Below are 26,458 nucleotides of genomic sequence, written 5' to 3'. Positions count from 1 at the left end.
TATCTTTGACAAAGTAAAAAGTGCGTGAGCGGGTGATTTCTTTGGTTCGTTTCTTTATCACTAAAGAAATGAACAACTATGTATGAAATGATAATTTTTTTCAAAGCTAAAATTTTATCTGCGGTGGTTTTCTTTTGGTTCGTTTTCTTTACCACTAAAGAAAATGAACCAACACCCCTAATACGAATAAAAGGCTATTTCATAATGAAATAGCCTTTTTGTTTTTCATCTTTGAATTTTATTATAAAAATTAAAACCCAAATAACAAATTATTATAATTATAGGTAAACATATTAACGACCAATTTAAAATATCTACCACTATAACTGGTATTTGTGCAATGTATCCTCTAAACACTATAGCTAAAGATTTTAAATCACACAACCAAGCAACAAAGTCTAAACATAATATAGATATTAAAATAAAATTTATCCAATATACATAAGGTAACCTATATTGTATTTTTTTATAAGCAAAACAATTTTCATTACATGTACCCGTCAAACAATCATTATTTGATTTTGAACACCTAGAAAAAATATTTTTATTAATCATTTTACTAATAATATAAATCAAACAAAAAATAGTATTAAATATTACTATACCACATATTGATGATATAAATATTACTTTATATGTTGATGCTTCATTTATACTAGTTAATGTACTACTAGTAAAAGTCATACCGCCAATAAAAGCTAAAGTGATAGCTGAAAAAATACCTATAATACTTATGATTTCTGGTTTCAAATTTTCAACATCTTTTAATTCTTTATTTAATTTTTCCGTTGTTTCATCAAATAATCTTCTTTGATCCATAACTTTATTTATTAAATCACTTTGTTTACCAACAACCTGATCTAAATAATTAAATCTAGTTATTTCTAAAGTAATATGGTCATATAATTTATTTATTTTAATTAATCTACTATCATATTCCAAATTTTCATCTACAATTTCTTTTACTACTTGTAAATTTTCTGATAAACAAGTAAATACTTCTGTTTTATCATTGCTACTAATTTTTATTTCTACTAGTATACCAGCAATCATAGCATATGAATGACGATAATCTCCATTATAAACTTCTTCAAGCAATAAATTAATTCTTTGTTTTATGTCATTCTTAGATAATATATCTTGATTTAAATCTCTTATAAATTTAGATATTTTAAAATCATTACTACTATCACTGAAATTTCTTTGTTCCATTATTTAACATCACCTAGTATCAAATCAATTGGAATACATCTTCTATCCCCTTCACCATTTTTATATATTTTATCCCATGCACCATTTACTTTATGCGTATCATTTACTAAATCCCAAGAATCTTTATTCTTTAACTTATCTACTATTTTTTCAATATATTTTTTTATTTCATTAGGTAGATTAGATTCATATTTATTCAATATAGGTAATCCACCATATCCAGAATAAATATAATATACATTCGGTACAACTGGACCATATTTCCATGCACAAATATCATCAAAAAATAATGGTTTTCCATAATCTTTTAAATACTCTTGTTGAATAAAATATAATAATTTTTGTAATCTTAAATTTGTTATACGCATATTCATTTCACAAGAATAAGTTATTATATAATGTGCAATATCTAAAGCACTATATTTCATAAAAATCCTCCTCTCTATGCAAAAATCATATTTATTGTATTGATATTATAACATTTTTTCTATTATCTTAAAAGAATGTTACATTATAGTATAATTTTATTAATATATTTATTACTTAACAAAATTTTTCTCTATTGCAATTATAATTATTCACTCTCATAATTATAATTAATAAGACTTCTACGAGGTAATAATTATGGACGGACAAAATATTTTTTATCATTATACATCAATCAATTCACTTTATAATATCATCATGAGTCGTGAGCTTTGGCTGACCAATCTAAAATCTTCTAATGATAAATCAGAGAGATATTATACTGTAAATCATATGCTCAAAGATATGAACGATATTATAAATAATTCCACTGATGACAACTTTAAACAATATCTATCTTTATTAAAAAAGAGCTTTGAAATTCATATGCCCGATTTAAAAAACTATCTCAAAAAAAGTGATGGTTATTCGCTTAGCTTAACAGATAAAAAAGATAATCTCTCACATTGGGAAAGATATGCTTCTAGTTATAGTGGCGTTTGTATCGGTATCAATATGGATAAACTCAATGTAAATTTCAAAGATTACTCCCACTTTTCTATAACAGAACTTGAAAAAATTCTCTATAGCGATGCTGAAATCTTAGATAAATTATCTCATATCTGTGCCTGTTTTTACGATTTATTTGAAGAACAAGTCCGCAATTATAATGAGCCATTTCAAAAATATATTGAACAATACGGCTTTATCGTTTTAGTCATCGCCTATAATAAAGTCATGAACTTTGCTAAAAATAATTATTTTGCTGATGAACATGAATTTCGTCTGCTCTTTTATCCCAAAACTTTATCCATGAAAAAAGATTTTTTGAGCATGAGCCGTAATATTATTTTGCCAGCCACACTCAAACCTTTAAACGATAAATTTCATTCATTATTGAAAACTTCATCTATAGAAAAAACACATTTTGCTTTATTCAAAAATGAAATCCGCAGTTATCATAAATTATGTTTAGCTGATATTTGGGATAGTGAACTCATTCCTGAAATCACTCTCGGTGCTATGTGTAGACAAAATAAACAAGAATTAAATCATTTTCTCAAAGCTAATGGCTTGAAAAAGACAAAGATAACTATTTCCAAGATTCCTATTAGATGATTTAATTAATTAAATTTTATAGAAGGTGTTTAATATGATTTCTATTGATTTAGGTGATATTACTATTCTCGATTGTGATGCAATCGTCAATGCTGCGAATAAAACGCTCCTCGGCGGTGGCGGAGTCGATGGTGCTATTCATCGCCGTGCAGGGCATGAGCTACTGGCAGAATGTCGCACTCTCGGTGGCTGTGAAACTGGTGAAGCTAAAATCACTAAAGGATATAAATTAAAGGCAAAATATGTCATTCATACAGTAGGCCCAATTTATTCTACTCAAAAAGATCAAGCTATATTACTTGCCAATTGCTACAAAAATTCTTTAGATTTGGCTTTAAAACATGATATTCACAGTATCGCCTTTCCTGCTATCTCCACTGGTGTATATCATTATCCACTAGAAGAAGCGACAAAAATTGCTATCTCTACAGTTAAATCATGGCTAAACTTGCACAAAGATTATAAACTTGATATCATTTTCTCTTGTTTTGATGAAAGAACTTATAATATGTATCAACAATATCTTAATCTGTAAATTTATGAATTCATATCATTTTTTCACTAATATTTTACAAGGAATTAGTATTTTGCTAATTCCTTTTTTATTTTTCACCTAAATTTTATTGCTAGTCTTAAATTCTAGTGTTAAACTATTCCTTGTGTCTTTTTATACTTTTATACTTAATTTTTACTTTTTATTTTTTATTCTAAAGGAGGTCTTTCATAGATAATGACAATTTGCAAATCTAATTTGCTCATTCTCAAAAAAAATTGCAAAATCTATCATGCAATAAATCATTAAAAACCTTACATATTTTTTCGTTTTCATTTAACAATTTAATATTTTACTAAAGGAGAATTACTGTTGATCGCATTAAAAGAAGCTTATAACGCTGGTTTATTCAAGTCTGAACATTTAGGGAAAAATATCTCCGCTGGTATAGTTGTCGGTATCGTGGCTATGCCTCTTGCTATGGCATTTGCTATTGCCAGTGGTGTATCTCCTGCTCAAGGTATTTATACTGCTATTATTTCCGCATTTTTTGTTTCTATTTTCGGTGGCTCTCGTGTACAGATCGCAGGCCCTACAGGTGCATTTATCGTTTTACTCAGTGGCATTTTGATGCAATATGGTCTAGCAGGTCTACAAATCGCTACAATGATGGCTGGTATTATTTTAGTTTTAATGTCTATCGCCAAACTCGGTGATGTCATCCGCTTTATTCCTGCTCCTGTTATCGTAGGTTTTACCGCTGGTATCGGTGTTACTATTTGGGTTGGTCAATGGCAATCCTTCTTTGGTTTTCCGCCAATCGCTCATGCGGAAATGTTCCATGAAAAACTTTACTTGATGATTTTATCATTACCACAAAGTCATATGCCTACACTCATGATTAGCTTAATCAGCCTTGCTATTATCTTAATCATGCCTAAAATTCCACTTGCCAAAAAATTACCTGCACCACTTTGGGCAATGATTGTTGCTACTTGTATTCAATCATACTATCAATTTCCTGGCGTTGCTACTATCGGCACTGCTTTTGGTGGTATTCCTCAAGGTTTACCAAGTTTTACTATTCCAGAAATTTCTCTTTCTGATGTATTTTCCTTGATTGGCCCAGCTTTCACTATTGCTATGCTCGGTGCTATCGAATCATTATTATCTGCTGTTGTTGCTGATGGTATGACAGGTCATCAACACAATTCCAATCAAGAATTATTTGGTCAAGGTCTTGCAAATATCGTTTGTCCACTCTTTGGTGGTATCGCTGCTACTGGTGCTATCGCTCGTACTGCTACAAACATTCGTCAAGGCGGTACAAGTCCACTTGCAGGTTTAGTACACTGCGTATTTTTAATCTTAGTATTATTCTTCTTAGCACCTCTTGCCGCTAATATTCCCCTTGCTTCTATGGCTGCGATTTTATTCGTCGTATCCTACAATATGAGTGATGTACCGAATTTTATTCGCCTTATCCGTGTTGCACCTCGTGCCGACTCTCTTATTTTGCTCATCACATTCTTTTTGACTATCTTCACTGATTTAGTAGTTGCTGTAAACGTTGGTGTCGTACTTGCTATTTTGCAATTCATGCGTAAAATGGTATTTTCTGTTGATGTCCATGCTATTCATCATACAGAAATTGAACCTGAGTTTCAAAAAGAATTAGAACATCACCCTGAAATGCTCGTTTATACTATCGAAGGCCCACTCTTTTTCGGTGCTGTAAGTGCTTTTGAACGTTCTCTTGCCCATATCGATAAAGATCCAAAATCTCTGATTTTACGCTTTGAAAGCGTGCCATTCGTAGATTTAAGTGGTCTTAAAATGCTCAATGAAATCGTTAAACATCTTCAAAAACGCGGTATCGAAGTTTATCTTTGTGAAGCTAATCCACAAGTTCGCCGTCATATGTATCGTGCTGGATTGTTCCGCACATTAGGCAGAAAACACCTCTGGCGTAAATTCTCTACAGCTCTTGAAAAATGTGAAGCTGACTTAGCTGAAAAAACAAAACATCAAGATAAATAAATTTATAAAAAAAGCTCTATAGAATAAAAATCTATAGAGCTTTTTTATCTTTAATAATGTAAACCTAAAAATCATCATAAATATATATAAAAAGGATATCATTGATAAATCTATTCATCATCAACAATATCCTTTTATTTATTTGTTTTTATTTTTTATATTCTTCAGCTAATTTTTTAAATAAAGGCAAAGATTTTTCAATTGTTTCTGTCTTTATGCAATAAGAAGCTCTAAAATGTCCTGGGCAACCAAAATCTGTACCTGGAACTAATAATAAATCATATTTTTGAGCACGTTTACAGAAAGCATAATCATCAGGTTCTAATGATTGTGGGAAAAGATAAAATGCTCCCTGTGGTTTTACGCATTTAAAACCAGCTTTAATAAGTCCATTGTAGAGTAATTTACCATTTTTTTCATAAGTGGACATATCAGATTGTTTGCCTGCACAACGAGCAATTACTAATTGGAATAAAGATGGAGCATTTACGTGAGTCAATACTCTAGCAGCCCCAGCAATAGCACCATAGATTTTGCCAAAGTCAGCTACTTCATCTGGTACTACAATATAGCCGATACGTTCACCAGGAAGTGAGAAAGATTTACTATAAGAATAGCAAACAATAGTATTATCATAGTATTTTGGTAAATATGGTACATCTACATCGTAAGCGATTTCACGATAAGGTTCATCAGAAATCAAGAAAATTGGATGATTATATTCTTTTGATTTTGCAGTCAAAACTTCAGCCAATTTCTTAATAGTTTCTTCACTGTACACGACACCACTAGGGTTATTAGGTGAATTTACGATAACCGCTTTTGTTTTTGCAGTTATCATTTCTTCAAATTTATCAAATTGAATTTGGAAATCATCTATTTTGGCAGGAACTACTTTTAAACTAGCACCTGTGGACTCTACAAAGCATTTATATTCAGGGAAATATGGTGCAAATGTGATGAATTCATCACCTGCTTCACTCAAAGCTTTAAAAGTAATTGTAATCGCACCAGCTGCCCCGCCAGTAATAAATAAATTTTTACCTGTAAAATTAGTGCCAAAACGGCGATTGATATCTTTAGCTAAAACTTCTCTAACTTCTGGATTACCTGGAGCTACAGTATAACCATGTACAGCACATGGATCCATTTCATTTAAAATATCAATGATAGCTTGTTTTACAAATTCAGGAGCAGGAACATTTGGATTACCTATACTAAAATCATAGATATTTTCTTCTCCTACTTCTAACGCACGTTTGCGACCATATTCAAAAATAGTACGAATAGTAGATTTCTTTGTACCCAATTCATACATTTTTTCTGAAACCATTAAATCACCTTCCAAAAATTATTCATCTTCAGCTTCATCAAAGTATCGCATACTTGTCTTTTTCCATTCTTTCACAGAATAAAGCATAGTATATTGCTGAAGATTATTCTCTTTGGCCAATTTTTCCGCAATCACTTCACACTCTTGACGTGTATGAGCATGTATCATCGTATAGATATTATAAGGCCAATCTGGAGTAGTATTTCTATCATAACAATGAGAAATAGATGGACACTGGGCTAATTTTTGTGCTATCTCATCTAATTTATCCACTGGCACTACCCATGCACAAAGAGCATTTGCACGAAATCCTGCTTCTACATGGCGAAGTACAGCACCCATTTTACGAATTTTACCCTCTTCTTTATAAATTCGCAAACGATTTAATAATTCCTGCTCAGATATATTAAGTTTTTTTGCAAATTCTTTATAAGGTTCTTTTACAAGAGGAAATTCATCTTGCATAATTCTAATAATTTGTTTATCTAATAAATCCATTTATCTGCCTTTCTTCAATAAAATCAACTATTACAGCGTTTTTTATCTTTATTTTATCGTCAAATAAAAAAATCTTTTATTTTACTAAATAAATCAAAATTTTTTCTAAATCACTCGATTTATTTGTAACATTGTTATCTTTTATAAACATATATCAATCTAAATAAAATCATTTTAATTTAAATTGCACATTTATCTTATATTTTTTATTAGATACTAAATTCATCAATTTTTCTACGCCTTCTTGGGCTTTGATTTCATCTAATATTTGCTTTCTCTTTTCCTCACTATGTGTGAGCAATGTAAACCATAAATTATATTCGCCTTCACGTTCATAATTATGCGTAGCCCCTGGATAGCGATTTATAAATTCAGCTACTTGTTGCATATAGCCTTCTTTTACTTTCAAAGCCACAAGAGTTCCTTTATACTCTAATTTTCCTGAATCAAAAAATGGGCCAATGCGACGAATATATCCATGTTCTTTTAAATAACGTAAACGCTCTATTACATTATCTTCTGTCGTATTTAAAATCTTAGCCAATTCCAAAAATGGACGTTCTGTTATAGGCAAATTTCTTTGAATAATATTTAATAGTGATTTATCAAAATTTGTAAGCATAATATAATCCTCGTTTATCAAAATATCTGGTTTTTATTGTAACAAACTATAGATTATACAGTCAAGTAAATATGAATATCATTCATTTTTTATTAAATAGCACCTAATATCTTTTTTGCATTTTCAATTCGTTCTTTTGTTGGTGGTTCAATATTTTCAAGTGCATACGGTATATTTAAATTTTTCCATTTAAATACACCCAAAGTATGATAAGGTAATACTTCTACACGTTCTACAGTTTTTAACGTATCTATAAAAGTACGTAGTTGCTGTAAATATTCATCATCATCAGTTATTTGTGGCACTAATACATGGCGTATCCATATTTTTTTACCATGTTCAGATAAACATTTTGCCATATCGAGAATATTTGCATTCGTTCTACCTGTCAAATTGCGATGTTTCTCGTCATTAATATGCTTTATATCGAGCAGAAAAACATCGGTGACTTTCATCAATTCTTTAAATTTACTATAAAAAGGTTCCATTCTTATAAACGGACTACCTGATGTATCTAAACAAGTATTGATGCCTTCTTCTTTAGCCAATTTAAATAATTCTAATACAAAATCTATCTGTAATAATGCTTCTCCGCCACTTACTGTTATTCCGCCATTATTTTTCCAATAAGCTTTATAACGTTTGGCTTTTTGCAATATTTCTTGAGCTGACAAAAGCTGACCGCCTTCACATTTCCATGTATCTGGATTGTGACAATACTTACAACGCATATTACAACCTTGCAAAAATACTATATAACGAACACCTGGCCCATCAGCCGAGCCAAAACTTTCAACAGAATGTATTCTTCCCAATATTTTTTCCATGAAATTCTCTCCTTAAAATAAAAAGGAGCTGTTACGCTCCTTTTATCATTTCAATTATTAATATTAAAGATGTTCATGACAAGTTCTTGCTATTACATCTAATTGTTGTTCTCTTGTCAAATCAATGAATTTAACTGCATAACCTGATACACGAATAGTGAAGTTTGCATATTCTTCTTTTTCTGGATGTTCCATAGCATCGATCAATTTTTCTTTGCCGAATACATTAACATTTAAATGATGTGCACCTTGGTCAAAATATCCATCCATTACTTGAACTAAGTTTTTAACTCGTTCATCTTCATTATTACCCAATGCACCAGGATTAATAGTTTGAGTATTAGAAATACCATCTAAAGCCCATTCATAAGGTAATTTAGTAAGTGAGTTGAGTGAAGCGAGTAAACCATTTTTTTCTGCACCATAGCTAGGATTTGCACCTGGAGATAATGGCACACCAGCAGGACGACCATCTGGCATAGCTCCAGTTACTTTACCATATACGACATTTGATGTGATAGTTAAAATAGATGTTGTTGGTTCAGAATTACGATACGTATGATGTTTTTTCAATTTAGTCATGAATGTTTTCAAGAGCCAAACTGCGATTTCATCTGCACGGTCATCATCATTACCATAACGAGGGAAATCTCCTTCGATTTCAAAATCTTTACTGATACCATTTTCATCACGAATTACTTTGACTTTAGCATATTTAATTGCAGAAAGAGAGTCAACAACGTGTGAGAAACCAGCAATGCCTGTTGCAAATGTTCTCTTTAAATCTGTATCCATCAATGCAAGCTGTGAAGCTTCATAGAAATATTTATCGTGCATATACTGAATTAAATTTAAAGTATTAACATATATACCAACGAGCCAATCCATCATTTCATCATATTTAGCGATCACTTCATCATAATCTAAGTATTCGGAAGTAATCGGTCTATATGCTGGGCCAACTTGCTGTCCTGTTTTTTCATCTACACCGCCATTGATAGCATAAAGCAAACATTTTGCAAGATTTGCACGTGCCCCAAAGAACTGCATTTCCTTACCAGTTTGAGTAGCAGATACACAGCAACAAATAGCGTAATCATCGCCCCAAATAGGTTTCATTACATCGTCATTTTCATATTGAACAGAACTTGTTTTTATAGAAATTCTAGCTGCATAATCTTTAAAAGCTTCAGGCAAGCTTGAAGAATAAAGCACTGTCAAATTTGGTTCTGGAGAAGGCCCCATATTTTCAAGTGTATGCAAGAAACGGAAATCTGTTTTAGTTACAAAAGAACGACCATCTACACCAGTACCTGCAACATCTAAAGTAGCCCATACTGGATCACCAGAGAATAATTCATTGTATGAAGGAATACGGGCAAATTTTACCATACGCAACTTCATAGTGAAATGGTCAATCAATTCTTGTGCTTGCTCTTCTGTCAAAACACCATTTTTCAAATCTCTTTCAATATAGATATCTAAGAAAGTGCTGACACGACCAATGGACATTGCTGCACCATTTTGAGTTTTAATCGCTGCTAAATAACCAAAATAAAGCCATTGTATTGCTTCTTTAGCATTTTGAGCTGGTCTGGATATATCATATCCATAGCTTTGTGCCATTTCCTTCATCTGTTTTAAACATTTAATCTGCTCAGCGATTTCTTCACGAAGACGAATTACATCATCTGTCATAGTGCCGTCGCCACAGTGCATCTTATCATTTAATTTTTCTTCAATTAATAAATCTATACCATATAAAGCTACACGGCGATAATCACCAACAATTCGACCACGACCATAAGTATCTGGCAATCCTGTTAAAATTTTATTATGGCGAACTTTCATCATTTCTGGAGTGTACGCATCAAATACGGCTGTATTATGTGTCTTGCGATATTTTGTAAATATTTCTTTAAGCTTTGGATTTACTTTATAGCCATATGTTTCACATGCCTGTACAGCCATTTTTATACCACCATTTGGCAAAAATGCACGTTTTAATGGTTTATCTGTCTGTAAGCCTACTATTTGTTCTAAATCCTTAAAACTTTCATCAATATAGCCAGGTCCATATGCAGTGATATCGGAAGCAATTTCTGTTTCCATATCAAGGACGCCATTTTTCTTTCTTTCTTCTTTTTGCAATCCTTGTAATATAGACCATAATTTATCAGTTGCCTGTGTAGGCCCAGCTAAAAATTCTTCATCGCCATCATATGGAGTGTAATTATCCTGAATAAATTGACGAACATTTATTTCTTCTTTCCAAAGGCGACCATTGAAACCTTTCCATTCTGTCTTTTCTAACATTGAAAAAATCCTTTCTTTATTAAATATTTATATTGTCATAATTTTTATATATCACTTATATTGTTTACCATTTAAAATAATTATAATACATATTTTATTTATAGTAAATATAAAATTTTAATCAAAAAAAAATGAGATTATAGTTTTAATCTATTACTATAATCTCATTTCTCAATCTATTTAATCTTGTCCATAGTAAGCATTTGCTCCATGTTTTCGATAATAATGTTTATCTTGTAATTCTTGAGGTGCTGGTTGTACACGAGCATTTATCATTTCACATCTGCCAGCCATTTTAGCTACTTCTTCTGTTACCACTGCATTATGTACAGCTTCAAAAGCATCTTTACCCCAAGAAAATACACCATGATTTTTACATAAAACTGTTGGCACTGCAATATAATCTTTTTTTCTTAATTCAAATTCATCGGCAATCAATATACCTGTATTTTTTTCATAATCATCTTCGATTTCCGCTTTAGTCAAATTGCGTACACAAGGAATTTCTCCATATATATAATCAGCATGTGTAGTACCATAGCAAGGAATATCTCTACCAGCTTGAGCCCAACTTGTAGCCCATGATGAATGCGTATGCACTACACCGCCAATTTTTGGAAATCTATTATATAAAACTAAATGAGTTGGTGTATCTGATGATGGTTTATATTTTCCTTCTACTTTATTACCCTGTAAATCCATAACTACCATATCATCTGGTGTTAATTTATTATAATCTACTCCACTTGGTTTAATTACAAAAAGACCTTTTTCTCTATCAATTCCACTTACATTACCCCAAGTGAAAGTAACTAATTTATATTCAGGCAATAACATATTAGCTTCATAAACTGCTTTTTTTAATTCTTCTAACATGTTTAACTTCTCCTTTATATTTTTTATTTTTCAAATGTATACATTGCTACTTCATTAATTTCTCTATTTGTGGAAATTAATACTTCTTCATTATTTCTATTAAATTTAAATACATTAGCTGGGCCACAATCTTTATCCAAGATTTCTACTTCATATTGTTTTGTTTCATCATTATAAGTGAAGCACAATAGATTTCTTTCACCTTTTCTATGACCGATAATCACAGAAGGTTTGCCCATAAATTCTCCACCATAGATAGCATGAGCAAAATCTGCTGTAGTGTAGCTATAAATTTTATTGAATTTGCCATTTTCTTTTTTGTAAATATTGATGCATTCGCCATGAAATGGAGAAATACTGATTAATTCTTTTTCGCCATCATTATCCATATCTACCAATACTGCATCACTAGCTGGTTCTTCAAGAATTTGTTCAATGCTCCACTGTTTAGTAGCATCTTCTGGAGGAGTGCAGATAAATACACCATTATCTGTAGAAACAATACATTTTTGAATATCATCTTCTACAAATTTATAATAACCGTGATTTTTCAATAAATTATCTTTTAATACAGTCAATGGTAATTGATTATCTTCATTAAAAGCACTTAAATCATCTGGCAAAACACCAACATAAATTTTCCCTGGATTAGTCCAATCATCTTTATATTCATGACCCGATTTCAATGTACAAGCGATTAAATAATTAACATTATTTCTAGTCACTATATCAAAACGATGTACATGTGGTAATTCTACTAATGTTTTTATTTCCCAATCATCTTTTCCTTTTGGTGTAGCAATTATGATTTTGGCTTCTTTGGAGTCATTTGGAGAATAAAATTTATGTGTAGCTAAAAATACACCATTACTATTTGGCACTTGTACCATACTCATAACGCCACCTGGTTCAGTCCAAATTGTTTCTTCTCTATTACCATCTAAATCAAATAAATAACAAGGATCATGTTTTTCAGCTGCTACTAAAATATGTTCTTGACCATTATATTTTAAAGGTGCAATAGAATAGCATTTTGTTAAATTAGAAATAACTTTTTTATTTACTTTCATTTTATATCATACTCCATTACTGTTTATTTAATATATCTGTCATTTTTTTCACTGCAAAATTCAAATCATCTTGCCAATTTGGATTGCCAGTATACCAAAATTCAGTTACAAATCTACGAACACCCAATTCCCATGCTTTTTTTATGCCATGTTCAAAATCTACATGACCTGTTCCAAATGGTATTTCTCTAAATTTTCCTGGAACTGTTTCTTTTAAATGCATAGCAACTAATTTTCCACGACCTGTTTCTAAATCATTATTAACATCTTTTCCATAGCTTACAGCTGCATTAGTTATATTGCCTAAATCTGGATATACATTCAAATATACAGAATCTATTTGTTTTACATATGACATAGCTTTTTGTACAGTATTCATAAATTCTGTTTCCATTGTTTCAAATCCCATTAAAATACCTTTAGAAGCTGCCATTTCCGTAATCTTTTTCAGATTATTCAGAAAATATTTCTTGGTTTCATTATTACTCTGTTCATAATATACATCATATCCTGCTAATTGAATAATTCTTACTCCCAAATCATCTGCTAATTGTAATGCTTTTTCCATTATTTCCATACTGCGTTGCCTAATTTCCGGATCATTGCTTCCTAATGGATATTTTCTATGACCACTTAAACACATGGTCCGGATAGGCATATCTAATGCTTGCATCAATGAAACTAATCCTATACGTTCTTCTTTTGACATATCTAAACGTTTTAGTTTTTCATCAGTTTCATCGATGCTAATTTCTATAAAATCATATCCTGCTTTTTTAGCAGCTAATATCTTTTCTGTCCACGATAAATTACCAGGCATAGCTTTTTCATAAAGTCCAATTGAATAAGCCTTCATATCTAAAAATCTCCTTTATGAACCTGATGAATTTTCACTCCTAAATTTTTTAATTCATTTAGTACTTCTACTGGTGCTTTTTCATCAGTTATCAAATGATTTATTTCCTTTATGCTTGCACTTGTAAAACTACTATTTTTACCAATTTTTGTATGATCTGCTAAAATATAAACGTCTTTTGTCGCGTTTTTTATCATTAATTCATTTACCTTTACTTCTCCAGCTATTTCAGTTGTCATACCAGATACAGGAGATATACCTGAGCAACCTATAAATGCCTTTTTAGGAAAAATATTTTGTACATTTCTTATGGCAAAATCGCCAATCATAGCATCTTTAGGATGTCTTATTTCTCCACCTGTCAATATAACACTTATATCTTCTGGATAATCCATATTCAAAACTTTACCATTATTAGTAATTACAGTCACATTTTTACAAGTTATATATTTTAAAATTTCTAATGCATTTTTACTTGTATTAATGAATAAAGAATCTCCATCTTCTACTAAAGATGCTGCATATTTAGCAATCAAAGTTTTATACATATCTAATTCGTCTTCTTTAGTTTCTTCCACTTTATTATAAGTAGCTCCGCCATAAAAACGAATCAATAATTTTTTATCTTCTAAAAATTGCAAATCTCTGCGAATAGTGATCAGTGACACATCAAATATTTTAGCTAATTCGTCCACTCTTACTTTCGGATTTGTCTTCATTATTTCTAAAATTTTATTTCTTCTATTATCTACATATGCACGTTCTCTTTTCATTAAATTCACCTTTTCGTATCTATAATAAGATATAATCAAAGGATTCATAAAAGAACCCTTTGATTATTCTAGTCTTATTTAAATGATACCATTTTCTTTTAATTTTGTCTCTATTTCTGGTGCAGACATAACATTTTTTAAACCAATAACTGTTTTGCCTTTTTTCTGAGCATCAGCAAACATATTTACAAAGTTTTGTACACATAAGATTACATCATACTGAGTAGCACTGCTTTTTCCTTCAGATAAAGGGCAATGATGTACTTTTGCTGCTTTAATGTTATTTTTTTTCAATACTTTTTCCAAAGCCAATTGAGCCATTAAAGAAGAACCTGCTCCATTTGCACAACAAACAAGAAAACTTAAATTTGCATTAGTCATGATAAAACGCTCCTTTTTTATATATAATATGTTGATTAGATAGTTGTATATTTATTCATTATAACCTATTTAAAATTATTTTGTAGCTTTTAATTCTTTATAAGCTTCATAGTCTTCTGTGATTAAGAAGTAACCTTCTTTATCTTTTCTATATTCAAGCTGTGGTATTACAATCATTGCAATCAAGATTATAGCTACACCGATATAACTTAAGTATTCCATAGCTACTGTAAAGATAGGCCAAATAATAGCCCAGTCCCACATTCCTAAGTATCCGCCATATGCTGCCATGCCAACCCAACCAGCGATGATAGCAGAACCAAATACCTGACAAATACCAGAGATAAATGGTAATATCAATGTAGCTTTTAAACCACCGCGTTTATTTACAAATAAGCCGATAGAACCATTATCAAAGAATACTGGTACGAACCCTGCTATTACTAATACTGGGCTTTGTAATAATACAAGAGCTGCAATAGCAATCATCTGACCGAAGAAACCTGCGATAAAACCTAATGTAACAGCATTTTGAGAACCAAAACCGAAGATAACGGCACAGTCTACACCTGGAATTGCACCTGGTAATAATTTATTAGCGATACCTTGGAAAGAATTTGTAAGTTCTGCTACGAATGTACGAACTCCTAATTGTAAGATAGCTAAATTTACAGCGAAGTATAAACAAGTTTCAATTACATAGAATAACATGCTGTCGCCTTGTTTCATAAATCCGCCTTGGATTAAATAATCTTCACCTAAGATATATAATATAGCTCCAAAGAATGCCAACATCAATATAGAAGCTGATACCATGTTATCGTTGAACATTGCCATCCATCCTGGCATTTCAATATCATCGATATCTTTATTTTCATCTTCTTTTTTATTCTTTCTACCAAATAATTTTCCAGCTAACCAATAGTTGATAGCGATACCGAACATTTGTTGATGGGCAATGCAGAAACCTGCCCCATCTGTAATTTCCTGACAAGGTTTTACAGTTACATTTGCACCAACAGACCAATATGCACCGAGCAATAAAGCCATTACAATCAATAAGCCTAATCTATTGTCAGAAAGCATTGGCAATGCAAATAATATTAACCAATATGCAGTAGCTGCCTGTTGTACCTGGATATGACCTGTTGTAAATAATGCTCTCATCTTAGTATATTTGGAAAATCTAACTAAAATGATGTTTACGATAAATGCTAATAATAGCAAAATCATTACATCGCCGAAGCCCTTACCAAATACTTCTTCAACACCAGCAGTAACAGCATTTTGTCCAAAATAAGGATCAATAACCATCGCATCCATTTGGAAGCGGTCTTTTAATCCTACCAATACTGGACGGAAATTTGAAGTTAACCCTATAGAACCTACCATTAAGATCAAATAACCTACAATGGCTTTTAATGTTCCTCCTAAAGTTTCATACCATGGTTTTCCCAATAATATGTAGCCGATCATTACGATAAAACCAATCATAAATTCTGGTTTTTGTAAAATATTATTTGCAAAATATTCCCAGATAGTTATTAAAATATCCATTTAGCTACCTCCTTTCCCTGTCTATTGCTCTTAATCTAAATATTTTTTTTGTAATTCTAAAAGATCCTCAACAGAAGTTATTTTCGCTAATTCTTCAACTAATTCTTCATTTGATAACAATTCAGACAATTTTTGCATATTATTTAAATGTTGTGCTGAATCACATGAAGCTAAAGTAAAGAATAATTGTGCATCTAATTCTGGATTACCTGGCTCAAAACTTACTGGTTTATCCAATTTCATGAAGGCAATTGCTGTTTTGTGTACGCCTTGTGCCCCTTCTTGAGAATGGGGCATAGCGATATTAGGTGCAATAACAATATATGGTCCGTATTTTTCTATGCAAGCAATTATATCTTCTTTATAATTTGCTTCTACTGTATTATCTGCTTCTAATACTTCACAGCTCATACGAACAGCATCTTGCCAATCTTTTGCTTCTTTTGCTATTTTTACGTGCTTTTGTTCAACAAACTCTCTTAACATAATATATTTCTCCTCTAAACTCATCATAAAAGTGAACGGAATGGTATATTTTGTGGTGCTTCAAAGCAATCTTCAAAACCGCGTCTATGATGATATGCTCTTTTATCTTTATCTGTTGGATATACATATTTACCGCCAACTTCCCAGAAGAATGGATGGAATTTATATCCTAAACGATCTTTTTTCATATCATATAAAACTTTGATTTCATTTACATCTGCCATGAAGTTTGTCCATACATCATAATGGATAGGAATTACTACTTTGCATTTCAAAGCTTCTGCCATGCGTAAGATATCAATAGATGTCATTTTATCTTGCATTCCTACTGGATTTTCACCAAAAGAACCAAATGCTACATCAATATCATAATCTTTTCCATGTTTTGCAAAGTAAATGGAATAATGAGAGTCACCGCTATGATAAATATTTCCACCTGGAGTTTTAATCAAGTAGTTTACAGCTTTATCATCCATATCAGTTGGACATTTTCCTGTTAATTCTTCTCTATCTGGGCCTTGAGAATCAGTTGTTACGATACAAGTACGGTCAAAAGAATCTAAAGCGATGATTTCAATATCTTTGATTTTAATGCTATCACCAGGTTTTACAGTAATGCATCTATCTGCTGGAACGCCCCATTTTTGCCAAAGTTCAACAGATTTTTTAGGTCCGATAAATGGAACTGGAATTTCTTTGCCGTTTTCATCAACTGTTGTCATATTGCTCTGAATAACATGTGCTGCATATTCTGCACTCATATGATCTTGATGATAATGTGTTGCTAAAACTGCATCTACACCTTTGATTGCAAAAGGATCAATAACAAATGGCACTGCTCTTAAATTTGGTTGCATTGCTCTTGCACCACACATATTTGCCATTTGATGACCAACTTTCATCTTGCCATCACCATGAGTGCGTTTACCATTGCCACACCATAAATCTACTGTTATATTGCAACCTCCTGGTGTTTTGAACCACATTCCTGTGCAACCGAGCCACCACATTGCTACAGTTCCTGGTTTTACTTCTTCATTTTCTATTTCTTCATTTAACCAAGTTCCCCATTCTGGGAATGTGTTCATAATCCATTTTTCTCTTGTAATTTCATCAATCTTACTCATTTTTTATTCCCCTTTACGATTGTTATGTATCTTATGCTTTAATTTTATCATTTTTATGATTTTTGTCAACATATTTATATGATTATTTGCTTATTTTATGATTGTTTTGTGTAAAATCTAAATTTTAATTATAAAAAGAAAACTATTTTTGATATATCAATCATAAAAATGTACCAAACGTTCATAAAATAAAAAAAGTGCCTCTAACATATGTTAAAGGCACTTTTCATTAATCAACTAACATTTCATAAATTACATTTAAAAGCTCTACTCTTCCCTGTTTTTTTGGCGAAGAATATGGCAAGATATCTATCTCTTTTACACCTAAAGATTTGCGAATTTGAGCTATTTGTTTATTCACTGCTCCACGGCTGATTTTATCAGCTTTAGTAGCGATAATAAGCACAGGAATATTATTCTTTATAAGCCAATCAAACATTTCTTTATCTGATTTCATAGGCTCATGACGAATATCTATGAGCTGGCAAACAAATTGAAGATGTTCTGAATGTAAAAAGTATTCTTCAATGAATTTTGCCCATTGCTTGCGATTAGTCTGAGCTGTTTTTGCATAGCCATATCCTGGTAAATCGACTAAATGAAATAATTTATCTTCACCAGTTTCATTAAATCTAGCAGTCAATTCATAAAAATTGATTGTCTGTGTTTTTCCTGGTTGACCACTGACACGTGCTAAATTATGCACACGTGTCAAAGAATTAATCAATGAGGATTTACCCACATTAGAACGACCGATAAAAGCTATTTCTTTTAAGCGTTCTTCAGGATACTGAGCTTTTTTTACGGCTGAAGCAATATATTTAGCTCGAATAATATTTATTTTATCTTGTGCTTTTATTTTATTTGATTTATTTTCTTGTATATCTGTCTGTGTCATTTAATCCACCAACGCTATTTTTAAAACTTCATCTATAGTATCTACAGGAATAAATTTCATCTTAGCTTTTACTTCTGGTGCAATTTCATCTAAATCTCTTTCATTAGCTTTTGGCATGATTACAGTATAAATACCTTCTCGATAAGCTGCCAAAGATTTTTCCTTCAATCCGCCAATAGGCAATACTTTGCCACGAAGAGTAATTTCTCCAGTCATAGCTACATCAGCTCTTACTTTCTTGCCTGTAAGTGCTGATACTATAGCTGTAGTCATAGTGATACCTGCAGATGGGCCATCTTTTGGTACTGCACCTTCTGGAAAATGTACATGAATGTCATTTTCTTCATAGAATTTTTCATTTATCTTTAATTTTTCTGAACGAGCTCGTATACATGTAAGTGCTGCTCTACCAGACTCTTTCATCACGTCGCCGAGTTGTCCTGTGAGAATTAAATTACCCTTACCTTTTAATATAGCTACTTCTACTGGTAAGATAACACCACCAACTTCTGTCCATGCAAGACCAGTACAAAGACCTACTTGATTTTCTTTTTCAGCCTTAGTTTCTGTATATTTTGCCTTACCTAAGAAATCAGTTATATTTTTCTTAGTAATGCGTACAGATTTTTTCTTTTCTGTAACTATTTTATAGGCAGCTTTGCGACAAGCTTTAGATAATTGACGTTCTAATTCACGCACACCAGCTTCTCGAGTATAATCTTCGATGATTTTACTGATTACTTCATCAGACATATTTACCTGAGATTTTTTAAGACCGTTTGCTTTTTTTACTTTATCAAGTAAATGTTCTTTTGCTATATGCATTTTTTCTACTTCAGTATAGCTTGGAAGCATGATGATTTCCATACGATCGCGAAGTGGACGAGGAATATTACCTAAATCATTAGCTGTGATTATCCACATTACTTTAGATAAATCAAATGCAAGCCCAATATAATGATCAGAGAATGTGCTGTTTTGTTCTGGATCTAATACTTCTAAAAGAGCAGATACAGGATCACCACGATAATCTGATGCCATTTTATCCACTTCATCCAATAAGAATAATGGATCCTTGCTACCTGCATTTTTTATATCTTCAATGATACGACCAGGCATAGCTCCTACATATGTGCGACGATGGCCTCTGATTTCAGCTTCATCACGTACACCGCCTAAAGAAGCTCTGACAAATTTACGATTTAAAGCCTTTGCTATAGAAGTTGCAATTGAAGTCTTACCTACACCAGGAGGCCCTACTAAACATATAATAGGTGCTTTTATATCTGGTGATAAAGCTTTTATAGATAAATATTCAATAATACGTTCTTTTACTTTTGTAAGCCCATAATGATGTTCATCTAATATTTTTTGTGCTTCTTTTACATCTATGACTTCTTTATTTTCTACATCCCATGGTAAATCAAGCACCCATTCAATATAATTTTGAATTACACCCATTTCTGGAGATGCTGGATTTGTGCGTTCTAGACGTTTTAACTCTTTTTCTAAGGCTTCTGTAACATACTCTGGATAAGTATGTTCTTTCATCTTTTGGCGATATTCTTCGATAGCTTCTGCTATCTCATCATCTTCGCCTAATTCTTTATTAATAGCTTTTATCTGTTCACGCAAATAATATTCTTTTTGCATTTTATTCATTTGCTTATTCACATCAAAAACTATTTTATTTTCAAGCTCCATAATCTCTACTTCTTGAAGAAGTAATTTATATAGAGCTTCTAATCTGCTTTTTAAATCAACGATACCTAAGATTTCTTGTTTATCTTGATATTTGCAATTTAAATGATTAGTCACTACATTACATAAAACATTACCATCATCCATAGCCACATTGACTGCAATCATGACTTCTGGTGGTATTTTATGACTCAGTTTTACCCAATCTTCAAATTTAGAAATACATGCTCTTATAAGTGCCTGAATTTCCTTATTGTCTGTCTTATCTTCTTCAATTTCTTCGACATCTACTTCAATGAATAAACCATCATCGCGAAAATCTAAAATACGTGCACGATATAAACCTTCTATTTGAGCACGCATAATTCCATTATTGAGTTTAGTAACATGTTGTACTTGACATACTGTACCAATCTCATATACATCTTCACGTTTTGGATCTTCTAATTCAATATCTTTTTGAGCACTAAGCATAATCTGTCTGCCATGTGCCAAGCATTCTTCTAGTGCCGCAACAGATTTATCACGACCTATATCAATATGTGCTCCATTATTTGGAAATAATACCATTCCTCTTAATGGTAAAAAGCTCAATGTACTTTTTTTCCCCACGAAAGAAATCCTCCTATGAGTATAAAATATTTATTATAAAAAAGAGTTGCTGCGGTTTTATTTAGCCTGGCAACAACTCTTTATTAATGGCATATTAATATCCTGTTACTTTGCTAAAAATAAGTTATTTTTTTACAGCTTTTTTGTCAGCATAAGTTATTACAGGAGTTTTTTTCTTTTCAATAATCTCTTTAGTTATTTCACAAGAAACAGCACCCATTTTGGAAGGTATTTCAAACATTACATCACGCATAATACGTTCAATAATTGAGCGAAGTCCCCTAGCACCTGTCTTACGCTCCAAAGCTTCTTTGGCAATCAAATGCAAGGCTTCATCATCAAAATGAAGTTTCACACCATCCATTTCCAAAAGTTTGCTATACTGTTTTACTAAAGCATTCTTAGGTTTTACCAAAATATCTACTAATGCATCTTCTGTCAAAGACTCTAAAGTAACTATTACAGGAACACGTCCTATAAATTCTGGTATCAACCCACTTTTTAATAAATCTTCAGGTAAAACATGTTTTAAAATTTCACCTGTACTTTGTTTGCGTTTACTTTTTATATCTGCACCGAAACCAAGGTTTTTATGTCCTAAGCGTGCATCTATTATTTTTTCAATACCATCAAAAGCACCACCACAAATAAATAAAATATTTGTAGTATCAATCTGTAACATGCCTTCTTGATGAGGATGCTTTCTTCCACCTTGTGGTGGAACACTAGCAATTGTACCTTCTAGGATTTTTAAAAGTGCTTGTTGCACTCCCTCACCAGAAACATCTCTTGTTATTGAAGGGTTCTCGGATTTACGAGCAATTTTATCAATTTCATCTATATAGATGATACCTTTTTGAGCTTGTTCAATATCATTATTAGCAGCTTGGATTAATTTTAGTAGAATATTTTCTACATCTTCACCAACATAACCTGCTTCTGTAAGTGATGTTGCATCGGCTATAGCAAAAGGAACATTTAATATTCTGGCTAATGTTTGTGCAAGCAGAGTTTTTCCACTACCAGTTGGCCCTAACATTAAAATATTGGACTTTTGTAATTCAACATCATCCTGCTTTATAACTCTATTTATACGTTTATAGTGATTGTAAACTGCTACCGAAAGAGACTTCTTTGCTTCTTCTTGGCCTATAACATATTGATTTAAAATGTCATATATCTCTTTAGGTTTTGGCAATTCTTTAACTTCTACAGGCTCATTATCGCTAACCTCTTCTTCTACAATATCATTGCAAAGTTTAACACATTCATCGCAGATATAAACTCCTGGGCCAGCTACTAATTTACGCACTTGTTCCTGAGTTTTTCCACAGAATGAACATTTCATTTGGCCTTTATTACCCTCACCGAAATTCAACAACATTCACCTCTTATCTTAGCAACTTATGATTACTACTTATCACTTTTTTCTTTTTCGCTTTGTGGACGAACGATTACTTCATCAATCAAACCATATTTTTTAGCTTCTAATGCAGACATGAAATTATCACGTTCTGTATCTTCTGTAAGTTTTTTTACAGACTGCCCAGTATGACGACTTAATATTTCATTTAAAGTTTCACGAATACGCAAAATTTCACGAGCCTGAATTTGAATATCTGTAGACTGTCCCTGAGCTCCGCCAAGAGGTTGATGTATCATAATACGAGAATATGGAAGGGCATATCGTTTGCCTTTTGCACCAGCTGCCAAAAGTACAGAACCCATGCTAGCAGCTTGACCAATGCAAATTGTAGATACATCTGGCTTGATATATTGCATAGTATCATAAATAGCTAGCCCGGCAGTAACAACACCGCCGGGACTATTAATATAAAGGTGAATATCTTTATCCGGGTCTTCAGATTCTAAGAAGAGAAGCTGGGCTATTACCACGTTAGCTACATTATCATCAATAGGACCACCTAAAAAAATTATACGGTCTTTTAATAGACGAGAATAAATATCATAGGCACGTTCACCACGTCCTGATTGTTCAACTACCATTGGTACATAGTTCATATCATTCACCCCGGTCAAAAATATTACTTTTTGTTTTCTAATTAAGCTTCTACAGCACTGTCAATGATGAAGTTAGCAGCTTTTTTGTGAAGTACAGTAGCTACTAAGTTACCAATGCTGTGGTTCTTTTTAATAATTTTGCTTACTTCTTGTGGAGTTGTACCATAAGTAGCAGCAAGTAAAGCGATTTCAGCGTTGATATCAGCGTTTTCAACTTTGATATCTTCAGCTTTTGCTACAGCATCTAACATAAGGTCAGTTTTAACTGCAATTGCAGCACTTTCTTTGTACTGTTCACGAAGTTTTGCTATATCCATGTTAGCATATTTTAAATAAGCATCAAGGTTCATACCTTGGTTTTCAAGATTTACGGAAAGTTCTTGAATCATGTTGCTTACACGGTTTTCAATCATAACTTCTGGAATATCAACTGTGATATTATCAGTAGCTTGTTTTAAGATTTCGTTACGACGTTTAGTATCTGCTTCACGCTGTGCATTTTTTTCAATGTTTTCACGAAGTTTTGCTTTCATATCTTCGATGTTTTCATAAGAAGTAGTTTCTTTTACGAATTCATCTGTGAGTTCAGGCATTTCTTTGTGTTTAATGCTGTTAATTTTGCAATGGAATACAGCAGCTTTACCAGCTAAATCTTTAGCATGATATTCTTCTGGGAATGTTACATTAACGTCTTTTTCTTCGCCAACTTTAAGACCAACGAGTTGATCTTCAAAAGTATCGATGAAAGAATGAGAACCGATTTGAAGTGGATAATCTTTACCTTCGCCACCTGGGAATGCTACACCGTCAACTTCACCTTTGAAATCTAAAGTGATGAAATCGTCGTTTGCAACAGTTGCACCTTCTTCAGCGTCAACCATTTTTGCATGATGATTTAAGATATTTTTTACTTGTTCTTCAACTTGTTCATCTTTTACTTCAACAGCGTCTTTAGCAACTTTTAATCCTTTGTATTCGCCAAGAGTAACTTCTGGAACAGGAGTAATAGTAGCTTTGAATACTACATCTTTGCCTTCTTCTAAAGTTACGATGTCAACCTGTGGACGATCTACTGGATCTAAGTTTTCTTGTTTTAAAGCTTCATCAAAAGCTTTCTGTGCAACGCGATCAAAAGCTTCATCTAAGATAGCTTCTTTACCGATATTCATTTCAAGAATACGACGAGGAGCTTTACCTTTTCTGAAACCAGGGATATTTACACGATTTGCAAGGGATTTGCAAGCAGCTTTAATACCTTTATCAAGTTCTTCAGCTGGTACTTCAATTGTAAGTACTACCTTATGATTTTCGATCTTTTCTGTAGTAACGTTCATTGTAAAAAAAAACCTCCTGTTTAACTAGTAAACCAAAATTCTTATTGTATATGTTACTGTCATTCATCTTAATAGTCACAGTACACCTACTATACTAAATGAATGATATCACAATACTTTCATAAAAACAAGTCTAAGTACAAAAATACCCCAGTCTTTATTGACTGGGGACCAATTTCTTATGGAGCGGAAAACGAGGCTCGAACTCGCGACCCTCACCTTGGCAAGGTGATGCTCTACCACTGAGCTACTTCCGCACTGTTTTAACAACATAAATTATTATAAATGATAAATAACAAAAAGTCAACACTTTTAATTTATAAATTCAAACCAAACGATACTGATTATGGATAATAATATTGTAAGCGGAAAACCTATTTTTAAATATTGACGTGATGTAATCTTTATCCCTTGTTTTTTAGCTATTTCAATAACAATCAAATTCGCAATAGAGCCAAAAACTGTTAAATTGCCTGCAATTGTGGATAATAAAGCCAAAGCCTGCCATAATATTTGTTCATCTACAGGAATATAATATCTTAAAAGTAATACAGCTGGTACATTACTTACTATATTAGAAAGCACTATTGCCATCACTGAAAACAGTGGTATTTCTTTCATATATTCTGGTGGTAAAAAACTATTTATTAAATCAAGTAAACCACTTTTTTCTACGCCAGCAATGATGATAAATAAGCCAATGAACATAATTAATAAGTTAAAATCTATATCTTCATAAACACGTTCTGGTTTTATACGGGCATTAATCAATAAAAATGCTGCCCCAAAACTTGCTGTCAATGATAAATCGAAACCAACTAAATAAAAAATAATGACAAGTGCTAATACAATTATTGTTTTACTCAATAAATATTTATGAATGATGCTATTGTTATCGCTCTTATATTCAAAGCTCACCGATAAATCATTTTTATATTTAAATGATATTGCTAAATAAAGCATGATTAAACCTAAAAAAGATATCGGAGCTGCTGATAAGAAATATTCTCCAGCAGGAACTTGAGATAAACTACCTATTAATACATTTTGAGGATTACCAATAAATGTACAAGCACTACCAATATTTGAAGCCATCGCAACCGCGAGCAAATAAGGAATAGGATTTACCTTTACTTTCAAACATATCATGATAACTACAGGTGTGAATAATAAACAAACAATATCATTAATTACAATAGAAGATAAAATTCCTGACATAAAAATTACTGCTAATAATAAAGTTTTTCCTGTATGAATATGAGTGAATACTACTTTGCCTATATATGTAAAAAATCCTGCTAATTTTAAATTACTTACAACTACCATCAATGAAAATAATACTACAATAGTTTTGGCATCAATTGCTTGGACGGCTTCTTCAAGGGACAAAATACCAAAAGCTGTCATTAACGACGCACCAATAATAGACATACCTGCTCTATCTACCCTAAATACTGGGCTTTTGCCTAAGGTAAATACAATCAAAGTAGCTAATAATATAAGTCCCGCCACTAATTCTTGAGCATCATGTAAATTACTTAATCCACCTACTGTAAATACAACTAATACCATGATCAAAATAAATCCTGCGATAAATTCTTGCATAAATGGTTTCATTTTATCACCTGCTCTAATATTCATTTTTATATATTATAAACAAAAAAACCCAGTATTTCTACTGGGATATTTATCAAATGGAGCGGAAAACGAGGCTCGAACTCGCGACCCTCACCTTGGCAAGGTGATGCTCTACCACTGAGCTACTTCCGCATGATATGGAGCGGGAAACGAGGCTCGAACTCGCGACCCTCACCTTGGCAAGGTGATGCTCTACCACTGA

24 protein-coding genes and 2 tRNA genes are annotated in these 26,458 nt (G+C 32.1%); 3 read left to right on the top strand and 23 right to left on the bottom strand.

From position 1 onward, the window contains the following. Window positions 1–225: 225 nt before the first annotated feature. Window positions 226–1,212: a hypothetical protein gene (locus tag Q5I67_RS03415; protein ID WP_302486363.1), complete on the bottom strand. Its 987-nt coding sequence runs from the start codon at window positions 1,210–1,212 to the stop codon at window positions 226–228. Then, window positions 1,212–1,640 (bottom strand): Panacea domain-containing protein, encoded by a 429-nt coding sequence (locus Q5I67_RS03410; protein ID WP_296897944.1) that lies wholly within the window; start codon window positions 1,638–1,640, stop codon window positions 1,212–1,214. Before Q5I67_RS03410 ends, Q5I67_RS03415 begins: the two co-directional genes overlap by 1 nt. A gap of 196 nt (window positions 1,641–1,836) precedes the next feature. Between Q5I67_RS03410 and Q5I67_RS03405 the strand changes: the two genes are divergently transcribed. The 3 genes from Q5I67_RS03405 (at window position 1,837) to Q5I67_RS03395 (ending at window position 5,329) form a co-directional block, all read left to right on the top strand. Further along, on the top strand, window positions 1,837–2,796 hold the full coding sequence (locus Q5I67_RS03405) for a DUF2971 domain-containing protein (RefSeq protein WP_302486362.1): 960 nt from the start codon (window positions 1,837–1,839) through the stop codon (window positions 2,794–2,796). A gap of 34 nt (window positions 2,797–2,830) precedes the next feature. Continuing rightward, window positions 2,831–3,331: an O-acetyl-ADP-ribose deacetylase gene (locus Q5I67_RS03400; RefSeq protein WP_302486361.1), complete on the top strand. Its 501-nt coding sequence runs from the start codon at window positions 2,831–2,833 to the stop codon at window positions 3,329–3,331. 330 nt (window positions 3,332–3,661) lie between these two features. Beyond that, entirely contained in the window at window positions 3,662–5,329 is a 1,668-nt protein-coding gene (locus Q5I67_RS03395) for a SulP family inorganic anion transporter (protein ID WP_302486360.1), read from the top strand. 148 nt (window positions 5,330–5,477) lie between these two features. Here Q5I67_RS03395 and Q5I67_RS03390 read toward each other — a convergent pair whose 3' ends face one another. The 21 genes from Q5I67_RS03390 to Q5I67_RS03290 form a co-directional block, all read right to left on the bottom strand. Next, on the bottom strand, window positions 5,478–6,662 hold the full coding sequence (locus tag Q5I67_RS03390) for a pyridoxal phosphate-dependent aminotransferase (protein WP_302486359.1): 1,185 nt from the start codon (window positions 6,660–6,662) through the stop codon (window positions 5,478–5,480). An 18-nt stretch (window positions 6,663–6,680) separates the two neighbouring features. After that, window positions 6,681–7,160: an AsnC family transcriptional regulator gene (locus tag Q5I67_RS03385; RefSeq protein WP_018999795.1), complete on the bottom strand. Its 480-nt coding sequence runs from the start codon at window positions 7,158–7,160 to the stop codon at window positions 6,681–6,683. A gap of 169 nt (window positions 7,161–7,329) precedes the next feature. Further along, window positions 7,330–7,782 carry an AsnC family transcriptional regulator gene (locus Q5I67_RS03380; protein WP_270638607.1) on the bottom strand — a complete coding sequence of 151 codons (453 nt, stop codon included), beginning with the start codon at window positions 7,780–7,782 and terminating at the stop codon, window positions 7,330–7,332. A gap of 92 nt (window positions 7,783–7,874) precedes the next feature. Next, on the bottom strand, window positions 7,875–8,609 hold the full coding sequence (gene pflA, locus Q5I67_RS03375) for a pyruvate formate-lyase-activating protein (RefSeq protein WP_302486358.1): 735 nt from the start codon (window positions 8,607–8,609) through the stop codon (window positions 7,875–7,877). Window positions 8,610–8,672: 63 nt separating this feature from the next. Next, window positions 8,673–10,925: a formate C-acetyltransferase gene (gene pflB, locus Q5I67_RS03370; protein WP_302486357.1), complete on the bottom strand. Its 2,253-nt coding sequence runs from the start codon at window positions 10,923–10,925 to the stop codon at window positions 8,673–8,675. Between the two features lie 180 nt (window positions 10,926–11,105). Further along, the gene (locus Q5I67_RS03365; RefSeq protein WP_289145924.1) at window positions 11,106–11,801 is read right to left on the bottom strand and encodes an L-ribulose-5-phosphate 4-epimerase; all 696 of its coding nucleotides are present in this window, start codon (window positions 11,799–11,801) and stop codon (window positions 11,106–11,108) included. Window positions 11,802–11,824: 23 nt separating this feature from the next. Then, window positions 11,825–12,871, bottom strand: coding sequence for a hypothetical protein (locus Q5I67_RS03360; RefSeq protein ID WP_302486356.1), 1,047 nt, complete (start codon window positions 12,869–12,871; stop codon window positions 11,825–11,827). Window positions 12,872–12,887: 16 nt separating this feature from the next. Further along, on the bottom strand, window positions 12,888–13,727 hold the full coding sequence (locus tag Q5I67_RS03355) for an L-ribulose-5-phosphate 3-epimerase (protein WP_302486355.1): 840 nt from the start codon (window positions 13,725–13,727) through the stop codon (window positions 12,888–12,890). 2 nt (window positions 13,728–13,729) lie between these two features. Next, window positions 13,730–14,500, bottom strand: coding sequence for a DeoR/GlpR family DNA-binding transcription regulator (locus Q5I67_RS03350; protein WP_302486354.1), 771 nt, complete (start codon window positions 14,498–14,500; stop codon window positions 13,730–13,732). A 78-nt stretch (window positions 14,501–14,578) separates the two neighbouring features. Next, window positions 14,579–14,881, bottom strand: coding sequence for a PTS sugar transporter subunit IIB (locus Q5I67_RS03345; protein WP_289145916.1), 303 nt, complete (start codon window positions 14,879–14,881; stop codon window positions 14,579–14,581). Window positions 14,882–14,956: 75 nt separating this feature from the next. Beyond that, the gene (locus tag Q5I67_RS03340) at window positions 14,957–16,438 is read right to left on the bottom strand and encodes a PTS ascorbate transporter subunit IIC (protein ID WP_302486353.1); all 1,482 of its coding nucleotides are present in this window, start codon (window positions 16,436–16,438) and stop codon (window positions 14,957–14,959) included. A gap of 30 nt (window positions 16,439–16,468) precedes the next feature. Next, the gene (locus Q5I67_RS03335) at window positions 16,469–16,924 is read right to left on the bottom strand and encodes a PTS sugar transporter subunit IIA (protein ID WP_289145903.1); all 456 of its coding nucleotides are present in this window, start codon (window positions 16,922–16,924) and stop codon (window positions 16,469–16,471) included. Between the two features lie 23 nt (window positions 16,925–16,947). Continuing rightward, window positions 16,948–18,051 carry an L-ascorbate 6-phosphate lactonase gene (ulaG, locus tag Q5I67_RS03330; protein WP_278402837.1) on the bottom strand — a complete coding sequence of 368 codons (1,104 nt, stop codon included), beginning with the start codon at window positions 18,049–18,051 and terminating at the stop codon, window positions 16,948–16,950. A 229-nt stretch (window positions 18,052–18,280) separates the two neighbouring features. Beyond that, on the bottom strand, window positions 18,281–18,949 hold the full coding sequence (yihA, locus tag Q5I67_RS03325; protein WP_296897050.1) for a ribosome biogenesis GTP-binding protein YihA/YsxC: 669 nt from the start codon (window positions 18,947–18,949) through the stop codon (window positions 18,281–18,283). Beyond that, window positions 18,950–21,262 carry an endopeptidase La gene (gene lon / locus Q5I67_RS03320; RefSeq protein WP_302486352.1) on the bottom strand — a complete coding sequence of 771 codons (2,313 nt, stop codon included), beginning with the start codon at window positions 21,260–21,262 and terminating at the stop codon, window positions 18,950–18,952. It lies immediately after the preceding gene. A 124-nt stretch (window positions 21,263–21,386) separates the two neighbouring features. Beyond that, window positions 21,387–22,640 carry an ATP-dependent Clp protease ATP-binding subunit ClpX gene (gene clpX / locus Q5I67_RS03315; RefSeq protein WP_296897046.1) on the bottom strand — a complete coding sequence of 418 codons (1,254 nt, stop codon included), beginning with the start codon at window positions 22,638–22,640 and terminating at the stop codon, window positions 21,387–21,389. A gap of 35 nt (window positions 22,641–22,675) precedes the next feature. Beyond that, complete coding sequence (gene clpP / locus Q5I67_RS03310) at window positions 22,676–23,284, bottom strand: ATP-dependent Clp endopeptidase proteolytic subunit ClpP (RefSeq protein ID WP_296922430.1); 609 nt, start codon at window positions 23,282–23,284, stop codon at window positions 22,676–22,678. A 41-nt stretch (window positions 23,285–23,325) separates the two neighbouring features. Then, window positions 23,326–24,618: a trigger factor gene (tig, locus tag Q5I67_RS03305; RefSeq protein WP_296897630.1), complete on the bottom strand. Its 1,293-nt coding sequence runs from the start codon at window positions 24,616–24,618 to the stop codon at window positions 23,326–23,328. 182 nt (window positions 24,619–24,800) lie between these two features. Continuing rightward, window positions 24,801–24,875: transfer RNA gene (locus tag Q5I67_RS03300), tRNA-Gly, on the bottom strand. Between the two features lie 55 nt (window positions 24,876–24,930). Continuing rightward, on the bottom strand, window positions 24,931–26,259 hold the full coding sequence (locus tag Q5I67_RS03295) for an anion transporter (RefSeq protein ID WP_302486351.1): 1,329 nt from the start codon (window positions 26,257–26,259) through the stop codon (window positions 24,931–24,933). Window positions 26,260–26,313: 54 nt separating this feature from the next. Then, window positions 26,314–26,388, bottom strand: a tRNA-Gly gene (locus Q5I67_RS03290). Between the last annotated feature and the right edge of the window lie 70 nt (window positions 26,389–26,458).

This window comes from uncultured Megamonas sp., assembly GCF_958438645.1.
Lineage (GTDB): Bacteria > Bacillota > Negativicutes > Selenomonadales > Selenomonadaceae > Megamonas.
This window is presented reverse-complemented; position numbering and strand designations above follow the sequence as displayed.